This window comes from Arenibacter sp. P308M17, from assembly GCF_003426735.1.
Classification (GTDB): domain Bacteria; phylum Bacteroidota; class Bacteroidia; order Flavobacteriales; family Flavobacteriaceae; genus Arenibacter.
Window position 1 is genome coordinate 506,056 of record NZ_QVON01000003.1, and the last position, 23,036, is coordinate 529,091.

At 41.5% G+C, this 23,036-nt stretch carries 19 protein-coding genes; 15 read left to right on the forward strand and 4 right to left on the reverse strand.

Annotated features, from left to right (window positions below):
* Nucleotides 1-220 precede the first annotated feature (220 nt).
* From D0S24_RS10095 to D0S24_RS10110, 4 genes are all read left to right on the forward strand, one after another.
* The gene (locus D0S24_RS10095; protein ID WP_117019887.1) at nt 221-697 is read left to right on the forward strand and encodes a CAP domain-containing protein; all 477 of its coding nucleotides are present in this window, start codon (nt 221-223) and stop codon (nt 695-697) included.
* A gap of 128 nt (nt 698-825) precedes the next feature.
* Complete coding sequence (locus D0S24_RS10100; RefSeq protein WP_117019743.1) at nt 826-1,371, forward strand: 3-hydroxyanthranilate 3,4-dioxygenase; 546 nt, start codon at nt 826-828, stop codon at nt 1,369-1,371.
* A gap of 377 nt (nt 1,372-1,748) precedes the next feature.
* Nucleotides 1,749-3,302 carry an aldehyde dehydrogenase family protein gene (locus D0S24_RS10105; protein WP_117019744.1) on the forward strand — a complete coding sequence of 518 codons (1,554 nt, stop codon included), beginning with the start codon at nt 1,749-1,751 and terminating at the stop codon, nt 3,300-3,302.
* A gap of 819 nt (nt 3,303-4,121) precedes the next feature.
* On the forward strand, nt 4,122-4,673 hold the full coding sequence (locus D0S24_RS10110) for a hypothetical protein (RefSeq protein ID WP_117019745.1): 552 nt from the start codon (nt 4,122-4,124) through the stop codon (nt 4,671-4,673).
* Nucleotides 4,674-4,842: 169 nt separating this feature from the next.
* Here D0S24_RS10110 and D0S24_RS10115 read toward each other — a convergent pair whose 3' ends face one another.
* Both D0S24_RS10115 and D0S24_RS10120 read right to left on the reverse strand, forming a co-directional pair.
* Nucleotides 4,843-5,841: an acyl-ACP desaturase gene (locus D0S24_RS10115; protein ID WP_117019746.1), complete on the reverse strand. Its 999-nt coding sequence runs from the start codon at nt 5,839-5,841 to the stop codon at nt 4,843-4,845.
* Between the two features lie 63 nt (nt 5,842-5,904).
* The gene (locus D0S24_RS10120; RefSeq protein ID WP_117019747.1) at nt 5,905-6,630 is read right to left on the reverse strand and encodes a metallophosphoesterase; all 726 of its coding nucleotides are present in this window, start codon (nt 6,628-6,630) and stop codon (nt 5,905-5,907) included.
* A gap of 447 nt (nt 6,631-7,077) precedes the next feature.
* Between D0S24_RS10120 and D0S24_RS10125 the strand changes: the two genes are divergently transcribed.
* On the forward strand, nt 7,078-9,630 hold the full coding sequence (locus D0S24_RS10125) for an adenosylcobalamin-dependent ribonucleoside-diphosphate reductase (protein ID WP_117019748.1): 2,553 nt from the start codon (nt 7,078-7,080) through the stop codon (nt 9,628-9,630).
* Between the two features lie 129 nt (nt 9,631-9,759).
* Nucleotides 9,760-10,707: a carbohydrate kinase gene (locus D0S24_RS10130; protein ID WP_117019749.1), complete on the forward strand. Its 948-nt coding sequence runs from the start codon at nt 9,760-9,762 to the stop codon at nt 10,705-10,707.
* A 19-nt stretch (nt 10,708-10,726) separates the two neighbouring features.
* Here the strand turns inward: D0S24_RS10130 and D0S24_RS10135 are convergent, their stop codons facing one another.
* Complete coding sequence (locus tag D0S24_RS10135) at nt 10,727-11,863, reverse strand: ATP-binding protein (protein ID WP_117019750.1); 1,137 nt, start codon at nt 11,861-11,863, stop codon at nt 10,727-10,729.
* Nucleotides 11,860-12,633, reverse strand: a complete 774-nt coding sequence (locus D0S24_RS10140; protein WP_117019751.1) for an SDR family NAD(P)-dependent oxidoreductase — start codon at nt 12,631-12,633, stop codon at nt 11,860-11,862. The genes D0S24_RS10135 and D0S24_RS10140 overlap by 4 nt, the downstream gene beginning before the upstream one ends.
* A 658-nt stretch (nt 12,634-13,291) precedes the next feature.
* Here D0S24_RS10140 and D0S24_RS10145 point away from each other — a divergent pair.
* The 9 genes from D0S24_RS10145 to D0S24_RS10185 all read left to right on the forward strand — a co-directional run bounded on the left by D0S24_RS10145 (nt 13,292) and on the right by D0S24_RS10185 (nt 23,016).
* Nucleotides 13,292-14,293: a MoxR family ATPase gene (locus D0S24_RS10145; RefSeq protein WP_117019752.1), complete on the forward strand. Its 1,002-nt coding sequence runs from the start codon at nt 13,292-13,294 to the stop codon at nt 14,291-14,293.
* Nucleotides 14,294-14,373: 80 nt separating this feature from the next.
* On the forward strand, nt 14,374-15,240 hold the full coding sequence (locus tag D0S24_RS10150) for a DUF58 domain-containing protein (protein ID WP_117019753.1): 867 nt from the start codon (nt 14,374-14,376) through the stop codon (nt 15,238-15,240).
* Nucleotides 15,241-15,299: 59 nt separating this feature from the next.
* Entirely contained in the window at nt 15,300-16,901 is a 1,602-nt protein-coding gene (locus tag D0S24_RS10155) for a hypothetical protein (RefSeq protein ID WP_117019754.1), read from the forward strand.
* A complete protein-coding gene (locus tag D0S24_RS10160; RefSeq protein WP_117019755.1) occupies nt 16,902-17,900 on the forward strand; it encodes a VWA domain-containing protein in 999 nt (332 codons plus the stop codon).
* 36 nt (nt 17,901-17,936) lie between these two features.
* Nucleotides 17,937-18,974, forward strand: coding sequence for a VWA domain-containing protein (locus D0S24_RS10165; RefSeq protein ID WP_117019756.1), 1,038 nt, complete (start codon nt 17,937-17,939; stop codon nt 18,972-18,974).
* Between the two features lie 280 nt (nt 18,975-19,254).
* Nucleotides 19,255-20,115: a tetratricopeptide repeat protein gene (locus tag D0S24_RS10170; RefSeq protein ID WP_117019757.1), complete on the forward strand. Its 861-nt coding sequence runs from the start codon at nt 19,255-19,257 to the stop codon at nt 20,113-20,115.
* A gap of 5 nt (nt 20,116-20,120) precedes the next feature.
* Entirely contained in the window at nt 20,121-21,899 is a 1,779-nt protein-coding gene (locus D0S24_RS10175; RefSeq protein ID WP_408912543.1) for a BatD family protein, read from the forward strand.
* A gap of 3 nt (nt 21,900-21,902) precedes the next feature.
* Entirely contained in the window at nt 21,903-22,661 is a 759-nt protein-coding gene (locus D0S24_RS10180) for a tetratricopeptide repeat protein (RefSeq protein WP_117019759.1), read from the forward strand.
* Nucleotides 22,662-22,719: 58 nt separating this feature from the next.
* On the forward strand, nt 22,720-23,016 hold the full coding sequence (locus tag D0S24_RS10185) for a hypothetical protein (RefSeq protein WP_117019760.1): 297 nt from the start codon (nt 22,720-22,722) through the stop codon (nt 23,014-23,016).
* Nucleotides 23,017-23,036: the final 20 nt, after the last annotated feature.

Sequence of the window (23,036 nt, forward strand, 5' to 3'; positions counted from 1 at the left end):
TGTATCTCCAGTTCATTTCACAGTTCAATCCAAAGATTCTCCGACCCTTGGAATAAAGGCTTGGCGATGAAAAATGTATTTCATCGAATAAATCATTTCATTTGAATTCATGCTAAATAATTTCTTGTAATATTACAATCGTTGGTTATTGGAAACCAATTTCGAGAACACAAGAATTCCCCATTCTTCCCTTTCTTCCTACTTACAAATAGAACATTATATGAAAATGATTTTCCATTATTTTGTAATGCTTTTGTTCGCATTTGTAACAGTCTCCTGCAGTACGGAGTCTATAGGGCCGGCAATTGGTTCCGAAGTCGAAAATGCGGTAGAAGTGGAACAGGAATTACTCGGCATCGTCAACGAACACCGAGTTTCTTTGGGGTATAACTATCTAGATTTTAGCTTGGTAGCCTATGAGTACGCCAACAAGCATACCGATTATATGATAGCCAAGGGCACTATTAACCATGATAATTTTAGCGCCCGTGCATCGGATATTTCCCAAGCAGTGAATGCCTCCTATGTCTCTGAAAATGTGGCCAAGGACTATGATTCTGCCCTTGAGGCCTTTCAAAAATGGTTGGCCAGTGCCGACCACAGGAAAACTATGGAAGGTGAATTTACGCACACCGCGGTAAGCGTTAAGAGAAATACCGACGGTAAACTATATTTTACACAACTCTTCTACCGATAATCCTCTTAAAAACGGTTTACTTTTATTATTTTTGATGTTAGGCCAAGCTATTAAAATTGGGTGGCGGTCGCTATCGTATTTTAAGGAGCGGCAGTATAGAACTAATCTTAATTTTAATTGAATACACTATGTCCATAAAACGACCATTCAATCTAAATAAATGGCTTTCAGAGAACAGGGATACGTTAAAACCTCCCGTAGGAAACAAAAATCTCTATACGGAATCGGAAGATTACATTGTTATGGTTGTTGCCGGCCCCAATGCCAGAAAAGATTATCATTATAACGAAACAGAGGAACTGTTTTATCAATTGGAAGGCAATATTGAGGTCCATATTCAAGAAAACGGCCAAAAAAAGACAATGGAACTTGGCCCTGGGGATATGTACCTGCACCCTGCAAAAATACCCCATTCCCCGGTGAGGAAAGAAGGGTCCATAGGTTTGGTCATAGAACGTAAACGGGCAGGGATGAACGTTGACGATGGCCTGCTGTGGTTTTGCGATAACTGCAACAATAAACTCTATGAAGTATACTTCACCTTAAATAATATTGAAAAAGATTTTTTAGGGCATTTTAAAACCTTCTACGGTTCTGAGGAACTTAGAACCTGCGACAATTGTGGCACAATAATGCCCGTAGATGAAAGGTTTATTGCCAAGGAGGACCAATAGTCATCCTCCAATCTTAAAAACTGTTTAAGTTTTATCCCTTGGTTCTTTTAGTTGCCCTTTCGCCAGCTGGCCACTTCGCTAAAAACAGCCACCAGCTGTTTTCTAAACGTTCGGTCCTACCCTGATTCAGTTATTTTTCGGTCCGTAGCTATGGCTATGCACCATAAAATACCTTCGCTTGACGAAAACCTGCCAGCCGGCAGGCAGGAATACACTATAAAATATTCCAAAAACAAAATTTAAAGAGTTTCTTAAATTACTTTCAATAACCTAAAGCCGAATCCGGTTGTAAAACTTTTATAGTTGGTAATGCCTTGGGCTGTACATTAATTTGTAAATTTGAATTAATATAACAATTACCTATAAAAAAGTTATAAATGTCAAAAATTGCACAAGAATTTGGAATCCATGAAGCCTTAAAAAAATTAGGTATACAAACTATAAATAACGGAACATCCACAGGGTTGAATAATTTTGCATCGGGCGGGGAGTTAAGCTCATATTCCCCGGTAGATGGTGCTCTAATCGGCAAGGTAAGGTCCACCTCCAAAAAGGATTATGAAACGGTAATGGATGTGGCCACCAATGCATTTAAAATTTGGAGAACCAAACCGGCACCCCAACGGGGGGAAATTGTGCGACAATTTGGCGATAAACTTCGTGAACTCAAGGAACCCTTGGGAATATTGGTTTCCTATGAAATGGGAAAATCGTATCAAGAAGGTTTGGGAGAGGTGCAGGAAATGATTGATATATGTGATTTCGCCCTAGGACTATCAAGGCAATTGCACGGACTTACCATGCACTCCGAAAGACCCGGGCATAGAATGTACGAACAATATCATCCTCTGGGGGTAGTTGGCATAATCTCGGCCTTTAATTTCCCTGTAGCCGTATGGGCCTGGAATACGGCCTTGGCATGGATATCGGGAGATGTCTGCGTTTGGAAGCCAAGTGAAAAAACACCCCTGTGTGGTCTGGCCTGCCAAAACATAGTGGCAACAGTTCTTAAAGAAAATAATCTTCCCGAAGGTATCTCCTGTTTGATCAATGGCGATTATAAGGTAGGTGAATTTATGACGCATGACAAAAGGGTGCCATTAGTATCCGCTACTGGATCCATTCGTATGGGCAAGACGGTGGCCCAAGCTGTGGCCGCCCGACTAGGAAAATCGCTCTTGGAACTTGGAGGAAACAATGCAATTATCGTAACCCCTGATGCAGATATTAAAATGACCGTCATTGGAGCTGTTTTTGGGGCCGTTGGCACAGCAGGCCAGCGCTGTACCTCTACCCGAAGATTAATTGTGCACGACAGCATTTATGAAAAGGTAAAAGAGGCCATTGTAACCGCCTACAATCAGTTGAGAATAGGGAATCCATTGGATCAAAAGAACCATGTAGGCCCTTTAATAGATACCGATGCCGTAAGTATGTACCAACGGGCGCTTAAAAAAGTGGTGGAAGAAGGAGGTAAGCTAATTGTTGAAGGCGGAGTGCTGCAGGGGAAAGGATATGAGAGTGGATGCTATGTGAAGCCCGCCATTGCCGAGGCAAACAATACTTATGAGATGGTACAACAGGAGACATTTGCCCCAATATTATACCTCTTAAAATATTCCGGAGACTTAGAAAATGCCATTGCCCTACAAAATGGAGTAGTCCAGGGACTATCCTCTGCAATAATGACCAATAATCTGCGGGAAGCAGAACGTTTTTTATCTGCCCAGGGCAGCGATTGCGGAATAGCCAATGTCAACATTGGAACTTCAGGAGCAGAGATCGGAGGAGCCTTTGGAGGTGAAAAAGAAACAGGTGGCGGTCGCGAATCCGGTTCGGATGCATGGAAAATCTATATGCGAAGACAGACGAACACTATCAACTACACCACGGAATTGCCTTTGGCACAAGGTATTAAGTTCGACCTTTAAAGTTACACCCTTACGCAAAAACCCACTAGGTACCGGTTTGCTTCCAATACGTAGCGGGTTTTAAACCAACCAACTAAATTACATCCCGAAGAATAGGTATTAGGTACTCCAAGACAAAAAATTCATATTCGAATATTCAAAAATAAAAACCCGTAGCCAATTGAAAATTTCCCCTCCCCCCGAATAGGTCCATTAGAAAAAGCTGCGGGTTTAACCTAATTAACTCAAATAATTATGTTGAAAAAGACCTATTCCAATGCCGGAACCTAGTCGGGAGAAATTAGGTCTTTTTAATTCTATTATCTATGCTAAAGTCTATATTTGCTTCCACATTTAAAAGCAAAAATATATGGATGGTAATAAAATGTGTATAATTGGCACATTTTGAAGTTACCGGTCAATTCCAATGTACATCCCGTTTTCCAAAATTTTTGAAATACGCGCTTGAAACAATTCTTAAAACGGGCCATTTACGATTATTGTCTAAATTTTATCGAAAGAAATATAAGCTTCCTTTAAGCTTCCTTTAGGGCATTTTTTGCCAACTATTTGAAAGGGAAGGTTTAATGACATTTTTTTAACACTTATGGAAATTTTTAATACATTTAGACAAACCCTTACAGCTATTCCAAATGTCTAAAACACAACCCATTTATTGGGTAATGTTGTTGCCATTAATGTTGGAACCTATTTTACCCCTTGCTCTGCAATACCTGCACCACCAAAACTAGGGATGTAGCTAAAAATAGAAAGCTGGTAGAGAGAAAAAACGACTATCTGAACCTTGATCAAAACAACTGACCCTAAACAATAAAGCAAATGGAAAACCTTAGTATTTGGTGCTGGTTCATACCCGCAGTTGTGGGTATTGTCTGTGCCCTATTTGGCTACTTGATCGGCAAAAGCAAGAATTCCCCAATAGACCATACTTCAGAAGTAAATACCTTAAAGGACAAAAATGCAAGGCTGGAAACAGATTTGGCCGCCTGTAAAAAACAACTCTCCCAAAAAGTGGAGCTAATTGTACCTGACAGGCCCATGGCCCCAATAGCCGCAGAAGAAGCCCTACTTCCCTTTAATGCGCAGGCAGCAAAAGCCGCGCTTGGGAGAACTGTTAAACGGGACGACCTAAAGATCGTTGAAGGAATAGGACCAAAAATTCAGCAACTATTCAATTCTTATAACATTAAAACTTGGAAAGATCTATCCGAAACTGCCGTTGCCAAATGTCAGGAGGTATTGGACAGTGGAGGTGCCCCTTATAAAATTCACGATCCGGCATCCTGGCCAATGCAGGCAAAAATGGCCTACGAGGGCAAATGGAAAGATTTGTACAAATGGCAGGAAGAGCACAAAAGAGGCAAATTATAGTCTTTACAATTTCCTATATAATTCCCCAAGAAGGGTTGGAACAAAAAATGTATTAATGCATATTTCATTATACCACTACCTCAGCAATCCATTGCTGCCAAGAAAAATAACTTTAAAATACCCCCTATATGTTCTTAAGTGGAGTATTCATGCCAATTGGCAATATCTTCTAGCCCATTCTTCCGTTGGCTTCAACCCATTTGAACCTATAGTTGTCTTCCGGGAATTTCATCCTGCTGGCGATTCGTTCCAATCTATCGGGCAACTTCATTAAATAGTCCCTTGCCCTTTCAGCATCATCATTAAGGCTTCTAATACTATCCAATTCCCAATAACTATTTAATTTTTTCAATATTTCTATATAGTCCTGAGCGGTATAAACCCCCAATCTTTGGGCACAATTGGAAAAGTTTTCAAACGCGGTCCCAATACTACCGCCCGACTCCCTTAGGAAATGGGCCGGCATTACAATTTTTTTCTTCATCATGTCTGCAAAAGCCAACATCATCTGACTAGGATCGTTTTCAAAAATCACCTTAACAAACTCCCTATAGGCCAAATGATGGCGCATCTCGTCCCCTGCAATAATGGTACACATTTTTCCAAGAAGCGTATTGCCCCCCTTTTTGCACATTTGACCCACCCTTTTGTGCGAAATATTGGTGGCCAACTCTTGAAAAGAGGTATATACGAAGTTTTTATAGGGATCCCTATCCGTTCCTATATCGAAACCATCGGCAATTAAATACTGGGTGGTAATTTCCATTTCCCGCATATTGACCCTGCCGGCCAAATAAAGGTATTTGTTCAGCACATCGCCATGCCTATTTTCTTCCGCAGTCCAATGACGCACCCATTTAGACCATCCATTCTTGTTTTCACCGTGTTGATCTATCCCTTCTACATCCATTAGCCAAGATTCATAGGTAGGGAGGGCCTCCTCGGTAATGGTATCGGCTACCAGGGTGACCCACAGATCGTACCCCAATTCCTTGGCTTCCTCGCGTATCTGATTTACATGGTCCATAAAGCCTTCACTTTGGGTATCCGGTAAAAAATCCGTGGGTTGCCAAATATCTTGAATCGGAATAAGGTACTGGTCTATAAAACCATCCACCTTACCTTCAATGGACTTCATTACTTCTATTCTAACGTTCTTATTAGACATTCTTCAAATTTTATGTAAATATCCTTAATAATCTTGATAATCTGTCCCTATGGACAGTAAAATTTAGTTTCTTCCCATTTCGGAAGGATAAAACAAATATACCGGATCACTTTGCCAATATTGCTTGGATTCAACGTCCATGATCGTCAATGGTCCTCTAAATGCCGCCCCTGTGTCTACATTCCAAATATTGGCTGCATTCTTCGGAGTGGTCCTCCCAATCCTTGTTACCGGAGTATGACCAATAAAAATCTCCTTGTAATGTAATAACCTTTGTGGGTAAAAATCATCTTCTTTGGTCAGTGAAGGATCTAAGGACAATGCCAATTCCCAAAGGGTCCTATCCCAATAATAGGTTTTGGTAAAATACTCGTGGCCCACACCCCTTAAGTTAGTAAATCCTGCGTGGATAAACAAGCGATTTTCAGTATCTAGAATATAATTCTCCAAATTATCGTAAAATTGAATGTGGGCTTCCTTTAATTCATCGCCCACCAATCGATAAGAATCCTGGGTAGCACTCCCTCCGTGTTGCAACCAAATGGGATTATGCTCCCCACTTTTCAACCAGTCATTACAAAGTTCATCGTGATTTCCCCTAATGAACTTACATTTGTGCGTTAGCCTTAGTTCCATTAAAAAATTTACGGTATTTACAGCATCACTCCACCCATCCACATAATCCCCCAAAAATATAAGATGGTCCTTGGGACTTACATTTGCCCTTGTCAAAACTTGTTTCAGGGCCTTTAAGCCCGAATGAAGGTCTCCGATTACCAATGTTCTCATTTGGCAAAAATCGCGAATACCACTTTAATAACCATGACCAAAAGAGCCAAAAATGGAAATCCCTGTATAATTCATGTACAAACCCAATAATCCCTGGATAATAAGTTGGCGGTAAGTAGTTGCAGTTGGCATTTGGACTTTGGCAAAAAAAAGGATTTCACTGCCCCCCTCCTTATCCCCAATTTAGACAACCAACGTTTATAGAACAAATTCCGAGATCCGAAGCAGTAACTTTATCCAAAAGAAGGACTTTGGAAAAAAACTCTAAAAAAAGTTTAATTTATTTGTTCACTTTTAACTAAAAAAAATTATATAATAAATTGATTATAAATTATTTAAACAATTTTTATTGCAAACTTTTATGATAATTATCATATTTTTCTTTATACTTTTTTTAATACTTTTGTTCTTTATACCAATTTAACTACAACCCTTAAAAATCATTATATGCCAACAAAAATAGCCCAAGGACCACAAAAGACGTATAGTCAGGAAGAAGCCTATAATGCCTCACTAAAATATTTTAAAGGAGATGACCTTGCGGCCAGGGTTTGGGTAAACAAATACGCCCTTAAGGATTCCGACGGGAATATTTACGAGTTGACCCCGGACCATATGCACCACAGAATAGCTAAGGAGATTTCCAGAATTGAACTTAAATATCCAAATCCGCTCAAGGAAGAACAAATTTTTGAACTGATCAAAGATTTTAAATACATCGTTCCCCAAGGCAGCCCCATGGCGGGCATTGGCAACCCTTTTCAAATTGCATCCCTCTCCAATTGTTTTGTAATAGGCAATGAAGGACAATCTGATTCATACGGGGGAATCATGAAAATAGATCAGGAACAGGTACAACTCATGAAGCGCCGCGGTGGTGTTGGCCATGACCTATCACATATACGCCCCAAGGGGTCTCCGGTAAAAAATTCGGCCTTAACCTCAACCGGCCTAGTGCCATTTATGGAACGGTATTCCAATACTACCAGGGAAGTAGCCCAAGATGGCAGAAGGGGGGCATTAATGTTATCGGTCTCCATAAACCATCCGGATGCGGAAGATTTTATAGACGCCAAAATGGAACAGGGCAAGGTAACGGGAGCCAATGTTTCCGTTAGAATGGACGATGATTTTATGAGGGCCGTTGAAAGCGGACAGCCTTACACTCAAAAATTTCCTGTCCAAAGCCACGATCCCAAGGTTTCCAAAACCATTGATGCCCAAAAACTATGGGACAAGATAGTGCATAACGCCTGGCAATCGGCAGAGCCGGGTATTTTATTCTGGGATACCATTATAAAGGAATCCGTACCGGATTGTTATTCAGATCTGGGCTATAACACCGTATCTACCAATCCCTGTGGTGAAATTCCCCTATGCCCTTATGATTCCTGTCGCCTGCTGGCCATTAATCTCTTCTCCTATGTAGATCGGCCCTTTACAGATAAGGCTTCCTTTAATTTTAAACTCTTTAAAGAACATATTGCAGTGGCCCAGCGAATTATGGACGATATTATCGACCTGGAATTGGAGAAAGTGGATGCGATTCTAAAAAAAATAAAAGCGGATCCTGAATTGGAAGAAACCAAGGCCGTGGAATATCATTTATGGACCAAAATTAAAGAAAAGGCCCAACAGGGAAGGCGAACTGGAATAGGTATTACGGCCGAGGGAGATATGCTCGCAGCACTTGGTCTCCGCTATGGAGATGAGGATGCCAACCAATTTTCCATTGAAGTGCACAAGACCATTGCCCTTGAAGCCTATAGGGCCTCGGTACATACCGCTAAAGATAGAGGGGCGTTTCAAATCTTTGATGCTAAAAGGGAGAGACACAACCCCTTTATCATGAGACTGAAGGAAGCCGATGAAAAATTGTATTTCGAAATGTTGGAATACGGCCGAAGAAATATTGCGCTATTGACCATTGCCCCAACGGGTACTACAAGTTTAATGACCCAAACCACATCTGGCATAGAACCGGTTTTCCTGCCCGTATACAAACGCCGCAGAAAGGTGAATCCGAACGACAAGGATGTCCGTATCGATTTTGTAGATGAAGTGGGGGATTCTTGGGAAGAATATTTGGTTTTCCATCATAAATTCAAACAATGGATGACTACCCAAGGAATGGATACCGAAAAAAATTATTCCCAAGAGGAGTTACAGAAAATCGTGGAGAGTTCCCCATACTACAAGGCTACTTCCAATGATGTGGATTGGTTGAGCAAAGTGCGTCTACAGGGTGCCGTTCAAAAATGGGTAGACCATTCCATAAGTGTCACCATAAACCTCCCTAACGATGTGTCCGAAGAATTGGTAGGAAAACTCTATTTGGAAGCATGGAAAGTCGGTTGCAAGGGTGTAACCGTTTACCGGGATGGTTCCAGGTCCGGGGTATTGATTTCCAACGAATCAAAAAAATCGGAAAGTGAGGGGTCCCTCACCCATTTCCCCACAAAACGTCCCCAAATTTTAGAGGCCGATGTGGTGCGACTTCAAAATAACAAAGAAAAATGGATTGCTTTTATTGGCCTGATAAACGACCAACCTTATGAGATTTTCACCGGAATGGCAGATGACGAGGACGGTATATTAATCCCTAGATGGGTAAATAACGGAACAATTATTAAAAGTAGAAACGAGGACGGTTCCTCCCGATATGATTTTCAATACAAGAACAAAAGGGGTTACAAAACAACCATAGAAGGACTATCCCATAAATTTAATCCGGAATATTGGAACTATGCCAAATTGATTTCCAGTACCCTTAGGCACGGCATGCCCATTGAAAAGGTGGTAGACCTTATCAATAGCCTACAACTGGACAGCGAATCTATCAACACTTGGAAAAACGGGGTTGCCAGGGCACTTAAGCGGTATGTGGCAGATGGCACGGAGGCCAAGGGGCAAAAATGTGATTCCTGCAATTCCAAAAACCTGATCTACCAGGAAGGATGCCTAACCTGCAAGGACTGTGGTTCGTCCAAATGCGGATAACCCATTTTTATTCGGGCCATGGAACCATATAATCCTAAAAGTTACGCCCCCAAATGCATGCAATTGGGGGCGATTTTAGTATAACTGCATATTTCTGTCTATTTTAGATTTATCAATTGAGATCAAAGAATGAAAAACGTTTTCTGTATCGGGGAATTACTAATAGATTTTGTAGCGGAAAAACAGGGCAGCAATCTGGCAAGGGCCCATAATTTCACAAAAAAGGCAGGAGGTGCCCCGGCCAATGTGGCCTCGGCAATAGCCAAACTCGGGGGCAAAAGTTTTTTCATTGGTTGCGTAGGCAAAGATCCCTTTGGCACTTTTCTGATCAATACCTTAACCCAAGGACAAGTAGACGTATCCCTCGCACAGCGGTCCGATACTTTCACTACCCTTGCCTTTGTTTCCCTGGCAGAGGACGGGGAACGCGATTTTGTTTTTAGCCGGGGGGCAGACAAGGAACTTACACATGACACAGGACTAAAAAATCTGTTCAAGGACCAGATCGTACATTTTGGGGCCGCAACCTCCTTCCTGGGCGGTAGTTTGGAAGTGGCCTATTCCCGCTATTTCAAAGAAGCCATATCCCAAAAAAGTTTCGTGTGTTTCGACCCTAATTTTAGGACCGATCTGTGGAAAGGAACCGAAACCCTCTTTGTGCAGAAATGCATCCCTTACATAGAGAAGGCCCATTTGTGCAAATTTAGTTTGGAGGAGGCCCGGTTACTTTCCGGAAAGGATGATTTGGAAGGGGCATGTGCCTTTCTACACCAATTGGGAACAAAAATAATTACCGTTACCCTAGGGGGGGAAGGCACCTACTTAAGCACCCCATCCATACAAAAAATAATTCCCAGTATTAAGATAAAACCAATTGATACAACAGGTGCCGGAGATGCCTTTATTGGATGCCTATTAAAACAAATTTCGCTTGTCCCCGATATAGACGCCCTTCTTGGCAATTCCGAATTATTGGAAAAAATGGTTCAGGATGCCAATAAGGCCGGAGCTATTACCACCCTGAACTATGGGGCCATTGAATCCTTACCTACCCAAGAACAAATAGATCGGTTGTAAATGCTGTGATAAGCAACCTCTAATTATACTTCATCTTTCTAATGATACGCAGGGATTCCTTTATGGATTGGTACACCGGGAGACTATATTTCTTCATAGCTGGCTTGGCGTTTTCCATAATATCCTTGGCCTCCTCGAAGCCATTGACATAACAAATTAAAAAAGTATCGGACAACAGTTCCAAATCCTTTTCCTCGTTTGGGGCCAAAGGAATTTCCTTTTCAATTTTCCTCAACACGGCCACATTGGCGTTGTAAATATGGTGCAGTGTTTTTTTATCATATAAAGGAGGTTCAAAAATTAAATCGCTTTGAATGGTATAGGTACCGTTATCCAAAAACGTAATGACTACCTTTTCCAACGGATAGTATTTTTGCTGGTTACTTAACCCCAGCTGTACAAATTCTATGGTAGTAAAGGAATTTTCATCATAAGCTATGGTAATTTCATCGAATTCCGAAAAAAACAACTTCACTTGTTCATTGATCAACTCAATGTCGACACGGGAATAATACGTTTCATTTTTTACTTTTTTCTGATGCCCTGCCCAACATACCACAAATTGCTCTTTAAAGACCTTATAGTTACTGCTAAGATCCTTATGCCTTTCGTTTAAAAAATCGATCACCCCGTCCAAAGTAAGTTCAATGTTGTTTTTGGCATGCTTTTCAATGGTTGCCACCACATCCGAATTTACGTCCGTCAATTCAATTCCATAGGCCTTTGGCATACTTATACTGCCATCCCTAAAAAATACCGATCCCCCATAATACTTCCAAATATTCTTTCTCAAGGAACAAACCTTCCCATTGGATTTTATAGTGACCAACCCAACCACCTTGCCCATGGGCAAATGCGGAAATGGAATGTTTTCATAAGTAATCCGTGGAGGGTTGTCCAAATAGGCATTCACTAAATTTTGAATCTTGCTGTCATCAAAAAAATCGACCCCTATAATTTCATTGTCCCCATCCTCTACCCCAATAACGATAAAGGAATTGTTTTGGGGGTTGCTATTGGCAAGGGCACAGACATGTTTTAAAAATTTAGCCTTCCCCTCCCGCTGTCCAATATCTATAAAGCGCTTTTTATCATAAAAGCTATTTTCATCATTATGGGCCAATAGGTTTTTTACGAGCAGGCGCTTATTGATCATATTTTCTTGTTAACAATCGTAGCACTGGCCTGTGCCGTAGGCAAAATTAATAAATCCGCAATATTGACATGGGAGGGCCTGGTAACCATAAAATAAATGACCTCTGCAATATCCTCCGCTTGCAATGGCTTATACCCCTCGTAGGTAGCCTCTGCCCTACCATTATCTCCTTTAAAGCGGACTTTGCTGAATTCGGTTTCAACCAGTCCCGGATTAATGGCCCCAACGCGAATTCCGTATTTATTTAAATCTATCCTCATCCCTTGGTTTATGGCATCCACGGCATATTTACTGGCGCAGTACACATTCCCCATGGGATAAACCTCCTTCCCGGCAATAGAACCGATATTTATGATATGTCCCGATTTATTTTTGATCATTTTTGGCATTATGGCTTTGGAAACATATAAAATGCCCTTGACGTTAATGTCCAACATAGCTTCCCAATCATCCAGATCTCCATCCTCTATGGAATCAAGACCATGGGCATTGCCCGCATTATTGATCAGAATATCAATATTGGAAAACTCCTCAGGAAGGGAAGCGATAGCCCCAAAAACGGCCTCTTTATCCCGGACATCAAATTCCAAAACGAAAACCCTGGTATGTCTGGAAAGCTCCTTTTTAAGTTCGTTCAAACGCTTTTTTCGCCTGCCGCAAATCACCAAATTAATCCTATTAGAGGCAAAGAGTTTGGCAGTTGCGAGTCCTATTCCGCTTGTAGCCCCAGTTATAAATGCCGTTGGTTTCCCATTATTGCTAATACTCATAAACTATACTTTATTTTATTACAATACCGTTGGTCCGCTTTTATATTTCCCTATGATCGCATCCAAGGGAGAAAAACCATTCTGCCAACTAGGGCCTTCATGGCAACCGCTTAAAAACTAAGTTTTACACCTGGATATCTATCCGTGGAAAAGACCATTGGGCAAGCCGATTCATTGCCAAATGAACCATAAATATCAGCCCAATAAAAAGTGGTATTCCCTATGTCCAGGAACATCCCATTAACCTAGTGTCCTGTCAACCCTACTTTAGCCATCCCAAGTCTTGTTCTTTTTCACATGGCCTACGTTAAAAAACAGTTCCGTAGCTACGGCTATGCCCGTTTTTTGCGCCTTGACCCAACTCACGATCCATCATTCCTTACCTGTCGTTTAAACGTTGACCGAACACTGGATCCTTTCGCAACAGAAAATTTATTATCCAAATGCCAGAAATAATTGTAACTGCAAGGATTTTGAAATAAGATGTTTTATTTTTCATATGTTTGTGAAATTATGAATAATTCCCTTAAATAGTTCACAAAACTGGACCCATTGCTTAACTTTTAACCATACATTAACAGCCAATAACTAAATAAATTTTCAATTTGCATCCACTTTTGGAGTAAACCACTGTAAACAAAACAAAATAAAGGATTTTATGGAAGAAAATACTTCGGTAGACATTAGTGCCGTGAATGAGAAAATTGCCCGGGAGAGTGCTTTTATCGACCTACTTATTTTAGAGATGAACAAAGTAATCGTTGGACAAAAACATATGGTGGAACGATTGCTCATTGGACTTTTGGGGCAGGGCCATATTCTTCTGGAGGGTGTCCCGGGTTTGGCCAAAACCTTGGCGATAAACACCTTGGCAAAAGCGGTACAGGGAAGCTTTAGTAGAATTCAGTTCACTCCCGATCTTCTACCGGCAGACGTTGTTGGTACCATGATCTACAATATGAAATTGAACGATTTTTCAATTAAGAAAGGTCCCATATTCGCCAATTTTGTCCTAGCGGATGAAATTAACCGTGCTCCCGCAAAGGTGCAATCCGCCCTTTTGGAAGCCATGCAGGAAAAACAGGTTACCATAGGTGATGAAACCTTTATTCTGGACAAGCCCTTTCTGGTAATGGCCACCCAAAACCCGGTGGAACAAGAAGGAACTTACCCCTTACCGGAGGCCCAGGTGGATCGTTTTATGTTGAAGACCGTTATTGATTACCCCAAGCTCAGCGAGGAGCAATTAATAATTAGGCAAAACCTTAAGGGCGCCTATGAAGAGGTAAAACCCGTGGTTAGCGTTAATCAGATTCTCAGTGCCCAAAAGGCGGTAAGGGATGTGTATATGGACGAAAAAATTGAGAAATATATTCTCGATATTGTATTTGCCACCCGATATCCTGAAAAATATAATTTAGAAAACCTAAAACCCTTGATCAGTTTCGGAGCTTCGCCAAGGGGTAGTATCAATTTAGCGGTAGCGGCCAAATGCTATGCCTTTATAAAAAGACGGGGTTATGTTGTTCCTGAAGATGTAAGGGCTGTGATCCATGACGTTTTGCGCCATAGGGTTGGCATAACCTACGAGGCAGAGGCAGAAAACATTACTTCGGAAGAAATAATAAATAAGATCGTAAACGAAATTGAAGTACCTTAATCAGTCTACAGTTATCCGTCTACAGCTTTTAGTCTTTAATCCTTAAACTGTAACTGAATACTTTTTACTGCAAACTGAAAATGGATACCAAGGAATTATTAAAAAAAGTTCGCAAGATCGAAATAAAGACGAGGCGTCTTTCCGACCATATTTTTGGTGGGGAATACCACTCTACCTTTAAGGGAAGGGGTATGACGTTTAGTGAGGTGCGCCAATATCAATTTGGTGATGATGTCCGGTCTATAGATTGGAACGTAACCGCACGATATAACGAACCTTTTGTAAAGGTCTTCGAGGAGGAAAGGGAACTTACCATGATGCTCATGGTAGATGTGAGCGGTTCGGAACTTTTTGGTACCAGCAATCAGTTTAAAAAGGAAATTATTACCGAAATCTCCGCTACGTTGGCTTTTTCGGCACTTCAGAACAATGATAAAGTGGGACTTCTTTTGTTTACCAATGAAGTGGAACTTTACATTCCTCCCAAAAAAGGAAAAAGTCACGCCCTGCGTATAATTCGGGAATTGCTGGAGTTTACGCCCAATAGCAGTGAGACCGATCTGGGGGCTGCCTTAAAATTTCTTACCAACGTAATGAAGAAAAAGGCCATTGTCTTTGTCCTCTCGGATTTTATTACAGATGATTATCTCCAAACCTTACGTATTACGGGCAAAAAACACGATCTAACCGGCATTAGGGTGTTTGATGAGAGGGAGGAAAATATTCCAAATTTAGGCATGGTACAGATGCAGGATGCCGAAACGGGTGCTATCCAATTGGTGAATACCCAGTCCAAAAAAGTAAGGATGGCCTATGGCAAGCACTATAGTGAGCGGGTTGCCTATTTTCAGGAGACTTTTACAAAATCGGGTTGTGGGGTGTTAAGTTGTAGGGTGGATGAAAGTTATGTAAAGAAATTATTGGGCTATTTTAAGAGAAGAGGTTGATTTAAATGAGGAACTTAAATTTGAGCATCATAAATAATTATTCGTATTTACTACGATATATGACCCTGTGTCTAGTAATGGCATCGATACAAGGGTTTTCCCAAAATACGCCCATCATTGAATCCGGGGTGGATACCACCTCTATAAAGATTGGTGAGCAGATCAATTTTAAGGTTAGCGTAGAAACAGATTCCACCGCCCAGGTAATCTTTCCGGAAGGCCAAACATTTTCCCCATTGGAGACGGTGGAGGCCCTAAAGACCGATACTGTTAAAAAATTGGATAGGATGGTCTTACAAAAAATCTATGCGCTTACCCAATTTGATTCCGGTTCCTATACCCTTCCAAGACAACAGATTATGATAAACGGGAAACCGTTTTTTACGGACTCCCTAAGAATTGAGGTTGCCACGGTACCTGTAGACACCTTGGCGCAGAAGATGTACGATATAAAACCCATAATAAATGTAGAAAAATCGAACGGAGCGTTTTGGAACATTCTACTTTGGGTACTTGCTGTTTTAATAGTGGCCGGGGCAGCACTGTACTGGTTCGTTTTCAGGAAAAAACCCTTGAGCGAGGAGGAAAAAGTGGCCCTATTGCCTCCGTTTGACCGTGCCATCCTTGGTTTAAAACAATTGGAAAAATCAAAATATTTAATTCAGGACGATTATAAAACCTACTATTCCGAATTAACGGACATTGTACGGTCCTATCTGGAGGAAGATGTTCATGTTACCGCATTGGAAAGTACTACGGACCAATTGATAGATAAATTGGAAATGATGAAGGACGCCGGTCAATTGAAATTGGACCATGAGACCATACAACAGTTCAAAAAGGTGCTACAGACTTCGGATTTGGTAAAATTTGCAAAATCCAAACCCGAATCCTCGGCAGCCGAGCAGGATAGAAGGTCTGTGGAGCAGATCGTGATCAAGACCAAAGAGGCCATTCCAGAACCTACCGAAGAAGAATTATTACAGCGGGAGGAGTATTTGGAGGAACTGGAACGCAAAAAACATAAGAAAAAATTGGTAATAGTTGCCGTTACTGCGATACTTGTCCTATTATTTTCCGCTATTGCAGCAATAGGTTATTATGGGTTTGGAGAGGTAAAGGATACGGTTCTGGGCCACCCCACCAAAGAATTATTGGAAGGGGAATGGGTACAAAGTGATTACGGTTTCCCGCCAATTAGCCTACAGACCCCAAAAGTCTTGTTGAGACAGGCGGTAAAACTCCCACCGGAGGCCCAGGCATCTATCAAGGAAATGCAGGCATTTGCCTATAGGAGCTCCATTGGACTGTTTACCATTGGTGCCACCTCCATTACCTTGACCCAACCGGAGGAACCGGATTTTGAAAAGGCCGCGGAACAGATATTGAAAAATTTTGAAGATCAAGGTGCCAAGAACATCACTACCAAACAGGAAGCTTTTACTACCATCTCAGGGGTTAAGGGAGTTAAACTGTACGGCAGTGGAAAATTTGCCGTACCGGAATCCGAGGAACCGATCTCCGGTAACTATACGGTCCTTTTTTTTGGAGGTAATGGCTTTCAGCAAAATATTATCCTGACGTGGTTGGAAGATGACCAATATGCGGACCGGATAGTAGATCGAATTTTGAACTCAGTAGAAGTAAAAACAAGCTTATAGATGTTTGAGAATATTTCCTTTGCGAACCCACAATTTTTCTGGCTGTTGTTATTACTTCCAGTGGCAATGCTTTGGTATTTCTTTAAAAGAAGGGAGCAGACCGCTTCCTTAAAAATATCGAGCATCAAGGGCTTTCCCAATCGCAGCATATTGCCCAAATTAAAACCGGTGCTGTTTGGTATGCGATTGTTGGCATTGGCCTCCATTATAGTGGCCATGGCGAGGCCACAGACCGAGGATATCTCCACTAGGACCAAAACCACCAAAGGGATCGATATTGTCATGGCCATAGATGTTTCCTCCAGTATGTTGGCAAAAGATCTAAAGCCTTATAGATTGGCAGCCCTTAAAAAAGTGGCCGCCGATTTTATCAACGAAAGACCAAATGATAGGATAGGCCTGGTGGCCTATGCAGGGGAAAGCTATACCAAAACGCCCATTACCAGTGATAAATCTATAGTTTTAAGGGCTTTGGACGAGATAACCTATGGACAATTAAACGACGGAACCGCTATTGGAATGGGTCTTGCCACCTCTGTAAACAGACTAAAGGAAAGTAAGGCCCTGAGCAAGGTAATTATTCTTCTCACCGATGGGGTAAACAATTCAGGATTTATAGAGCCCCAAACTGCCGCGGATCTGGCAGTGGAGTTCGGCATTAAAACCTACACCATTGGTCTTGGCACCAATGGCAACGCCATGTCGCCCATAGCCTATAACGCGGACGGATCTTTCAGATATGGAATGCGGGAAGTGGAGATAGACGAAAGTCTATTGAAATCTATAGCGGAAACAACGGGGGGACAATATTTTAGGGCTACCGACAATAAAAAACTGGAAGCCATTTACGAGGAAATCAATAAATTGGAAAAAACAGAGGTAGAGGAGTTTAAATACTACAAATACGAAGAAAGATTTAGACCTTGGGTATATTTGGCAGGGGTTTTGCTCTTGTTGGAATGGGTGGCAAGGAACACCTTGTACAGGAGTTTTATATAATACAAAGGAAATTGATTTAAAAAGGAAGAATACGAAATGATTCAATTGGACGAAAAATCATATTTATACCTCTTATCCATCATTCCGGTGATGGTGGTCCTTTTTATGCTCCTTCAAATATGGAAAAAAAGGACACAGAGAAAATTTGCCGACCTTAGCCTTTTAAAGCGATTGACCCCGGATAGATCCAACTTTAAAGCTACCTTAAAATTAATTTTTGTTCTGTTCGGATTAGCCTCCCTAACAATGGCATTGGTCAACCCAAAGATAGGCACCAAATTGGAAACCGTTAAGAGGGAAGGGGTAGATATTGTATTTGCATTGGATGTTTCCAAAAGTATGTTGGCCGAGGATATCGCCCCCAATAGGCTGGAAAAGGCAAAACGTCTGGTTTCAGAGATCATCAATCAACTGGCCAGTGATAGAATTGGAATTATTGCCTATGCCGGACAGGCGTTTCCCCAACTCCCTATAACGACAGATTACGGGGCCGCCAAAATGTTCTTGCAAAACATGAACACCGACATGCTTTCCTCCCAAGGAACGGCTATTGATCAGGCCATTGAACTGGCTTCGACCTATTATGACGATGAGGAACAGACCAACCGTGTACTTTTCATTATCTCGGACGGGGAGGACCATTCCCAAGGTGATGTATCCAATGCCGTTGAGGACGCCACCAATGAAGGGATAAGGGTATTTACCATTGGGGTAGGAAAAATAAAGGGAGCACCCATCCCCCTAAAAAGAAACGGGATCGTTGAAAGCCTAAAAAAGGATAACCAGGGAGAAGTGGTCATAACAAAATTAAATGAAGAGGTACTTCAAGAAATTGCCGATGAGGGCAATGGGGAATACATAAACGGCGAAAATACGGAAGATGCCGTTGCCTTTATCAAGGAACAATTGAACCAGATGGACAAGAAGGAATTCGAGGCCAAACAATTTGCCGAATACAAAGATCAGTTCCAGTGGTTTTTGGCCGCAGGGCTTTTATTCCTATTTTTAGATATTTTTGTCCTGGATAGAAAGACCAAATGGCTTAAAAAATTGAATCTGTTTAACGAGCGATAAACGAACGAGGAAGGATTATGAAATATCCATTAGCAAAATTTTCAAGCCTCCCGATAATTATCGGGACGAAAATGATTACTTGGATATTACACCCGCCTGTCCGCCCGTTCCGGTACGGACGGGAATGAAGAAGTCGGGCAGGTCTGACCAATATGAAACAAATAAATACGAACAGATGAAATGAGCCATAACGATTCTGGATACTTCCCGATAATTATCGGACCGAAATGTTGATTGGCGAATTACATCCGACTGATATGAAACAAATAAATAGGAACAGATGAAAAAGATTGCATTTGTCATTATTTTGATAGGAGGCCTTGTCCACGCACAGGAACAGGAAGTGGATAAGGAAAAGGAAAAATCGATTAAAACTGCCAACAACTATACTTGGGAAGGTAATAAGAACCTGTCCGAAAGCGATTTTGTAAATGCTGAAGCCAATTACAGAAGGGCCATCTCCAAGAGTGCGGAAAGTAGTATAGCCCCTTATAATCTAGGGAATGCCTATTACGAAAACGAGACCTATAGCGAAGCCTTTGGCAGATTTAAGCAGGCAGGCGAAAATGCCACCAACAAAAAGGACAAGCACAGGGCCTACCATAATATGGGCAATGTCTTTATGAAAAATAAAGAATACCAAAAAGCGGTAGATGCCTATAAAGAATCTTTAAGAAATGACCCTACGGACGAAGAGACCCGTTATAATTTGGCATTGGCCAAGGAAATGCTAAAAAAGCAACAGGAAGAAGAGCAAAAAAACGATCAGAATAAGGAAGACCAGAACAAGGAAGACCAAAAAGATCAGAAGGACCAGAACGAGGATAAAAAGGAAGGGGACCAAAACGAAGACAATAAAGGCGATCAGAAAGAGGACCAGGGCGACAAAAAGGAAGAGGGGGATAAAGGCGAGGAAGAGAAAGAGGATAAGAAGGAAGGCCAGGGAGACGATGAAGAGAAAAACGACGAGCCCTATAAGTCGGAGGAACAGAAACAACAACAGCCAAGACCCAATCAATTATCCCCCCAACAGGTAAAAAACTTGTTGGAGGCCATGCAGAACGAAGAAAAAAAGGTTCAGGAAAAAATTGATGCCCAAAAAGTAAAAGGGGCAAAAATCCAAAATGAAAAAGACTGGTAATACAAGTGAATATTAAAAGATACATATCGTTATTTTCATTGTTGATCCTCGGCATGTCATCGTATGCGCAAAATGATGATACCGTCACCTTTGAAATGAATCTAAGCAAAGATGTGTTGGGTATTAACGAACGTCTTAGGGTAGACTTTACAATGAACAGGGACGGGGATAATTTTGTTCCACCGGATTTTGAAGGCTTCCGGGTACTTATGGGTCCCTCCCAATCCATTAGCTCGTCCTGGGTGAACGGGGTAAGAAGCTTTTCCAAAACCTATAGCTATACCCTGGCCCCTACCGCAAGGGGGAAATTTACGATCAAGCAGGCCACCATAGTCATTAAGGGCGAAACCTATAAATCCCTCCCCAAAGAAGTGGAGGTTACCGCTGCAGTGGAAAGACCGGACGGGGAAAAAACGGTGGATGATGTGGCGGATGAAAGCTTACATTTGGTAGCCGAAATATCCAAAACCGGCCCCTATTTAAACGAGGCCGTTACCGTAGTTTATAAACTTTATGCAAGTCCCTCCATAGACGTAACAAATTTTAGGGCGCTGGACAACCCTAAATATAACAATTTCTGGAGCCAGGATATCCCGGTCACCAAATACGATGTCCAGAATAGTACCTATGAGGGCAAGGCGTACCGATCCGTAATCTTAAAAAGGGTAGTTTTATATCCACAAAAAACGGGAGAACTGGAAATTGAGCCGCTTTCACTGGATGTAAGTCTCCAGGTCCCCACCAATAAACGCGATTTCTTTGGGGGAAGAATCTTTGCCCAAACCAACAAGACCGTATCCGCCGGCAATAGAACAATTAATGTAAAACCTTTGCCTACAGAAGGCAAACCGGCAGATTTTAGTGGAGCGGTGGGCGAATTCCAATTTTCGGTAACTACCAGTAAGACCCATCTTAATGCCTCCGAATCCCTACAGGCCAAAGTGGCCATAAACGGTAAGGGAAATTTAAAACTTTTCGAAATTCCAAGTTTAAATCTCCCCGGTTCCCTGGAAGTATATGATCCGGAGTTCAATGAAAGTGTTCGTACCACCCTATCCGGTATGGAAGGGAATGTAAGCGATAGCTACACCATAGTGCCCACATTTAAAGGCAAGTACCCCATTCCCAGTATCTCTTTCAGCTTTTTTAACCCTAAGACCGAAAAATATCAAACCTTGAGTTCCGGGGAAATTATGATCAATGTACTGGAAGGCCCCGTTAGCGGGGCCGTAGACAACACTGGTGCCGTTTCCAATAATAAACAAAGGGTTGTGGCTACGGGAGATCAATTTGTGTTCAATAAGATAACCCCAAACCTAAGGGCCATCAACAATAATTACTTTTTTGGGTCTACCGGTTTCTTTCTTTGGTGGTTACTTCCGCTGCTGTTAATTCCCCTGGCCATTCTTTTTGGTAAAAAAAGAGAGGCCATTTCGAGTGATGTGGAAGGCAATAAAATTAAACGGGCCAATAAACTGGCCAAGAAATACCTATCTGCGGCCAAAAAGGCCTTAGGGTCCAAGGAATCATTTTACGTGGCCCTGGAAAAGGCACTGCACAATTATTTGAAGGCCAAACTCAAAATAGAGACATCGGAATTCAGCAAGGATAAAATAGCCTCTTTATTAAGTGAAAAAAATGTTGAGGAGACAACGCGAGAGGGTTTTGTAGGATTGCTAAAAAATTGTGAAATGGCCAGATATAGCCCTTTCTCAGACGTTCAGATGCAACAGGATTACAATAAGGCCAGTGAGGTAATTTCACAACTGGATAAACAAATTTAAACAATGGTACGTAAATTAACTATTTTGGCTTGTTTGGTATGTACCTTGGGATTTTCCCAAAACGAACAACTGTTTGAAGAAGCTACGGCATTTTACAACCAAGGGGAATATACAAAAGCTGCGGACAATTATCTAAAGATCTTAGAGAATAAGGAACATTCGGCCGAACTCTATTTTAATTTGGGAAACACCTATTATAAGCTGAATAAAATTGCCCCAAGTATCTATTACTATGAGAAGGCCTTATTGCTAAGACCGAATGATCCGGACATTAAGAACAATTTGGCCTATGCCCAAAATATGACTTTGGATGCCATTGAACCCCTGCCCCAGACCACAATTTCCAAAATGTACGACAAACTTACCACCTATCTCACCTTTGACCAATGGGCCTATGTAGCCGTTGGCTTTATGATGCTCTTCGTATGCTGTTATATTGCCTTTTATTATTTCAAGTTTTCCTCCCAAAAGCGGATAGCCTTCATAAGTAGCCTTATTTTTCTTCTCTTAACCGTAGTTGCGGTAATGCTGGCCTATATACAGTTTTCCAATTTTAAATCGGAACAACCCGCCATAGTCTTTTCGGAAGAAGTGGGCGTTAAATCCGAACCCAACAATAGGGGGCAGGCCATTTTCACTTTACATGCCGGTACCAAGGTAAATGTACTTGAACAATTGAACGATTGGAAAAAAATTGCCATTGCCGATGGTACCACGGGCTGGATTCCCTCGGAGGCCATAAAAACCCTTAAAGATTTTTAATATATCTTTAACGTCTAATAAATCCGTTGGTGTTATATTTGCTCTAATTTGAGATTCTATGAAGGTTTTTGCCCGTTTACTTTTACTATCCCTTTGGCTATTTGCCATAGTGGCTCCGAGCGCCTTCACTTTATTGGATGTTGACAATCCCGTTATTATAACCAATCTTAACGAAGAGGAACAGCAAGAAACGGTTGAAAAATCTCCCTTACAGGAGAAATTTGTAAATGATGGTAATACCGATTATTCATTAATAGCCCTGTCACAAAAATCTATAATGGGTGTTTACCACCCAATGGGCCATATAGACTTCACCAAAAAAATTCTTCTTCCACCCCCAGAACATATTAGTTAATCCTTTAAGTTAAGTATAAC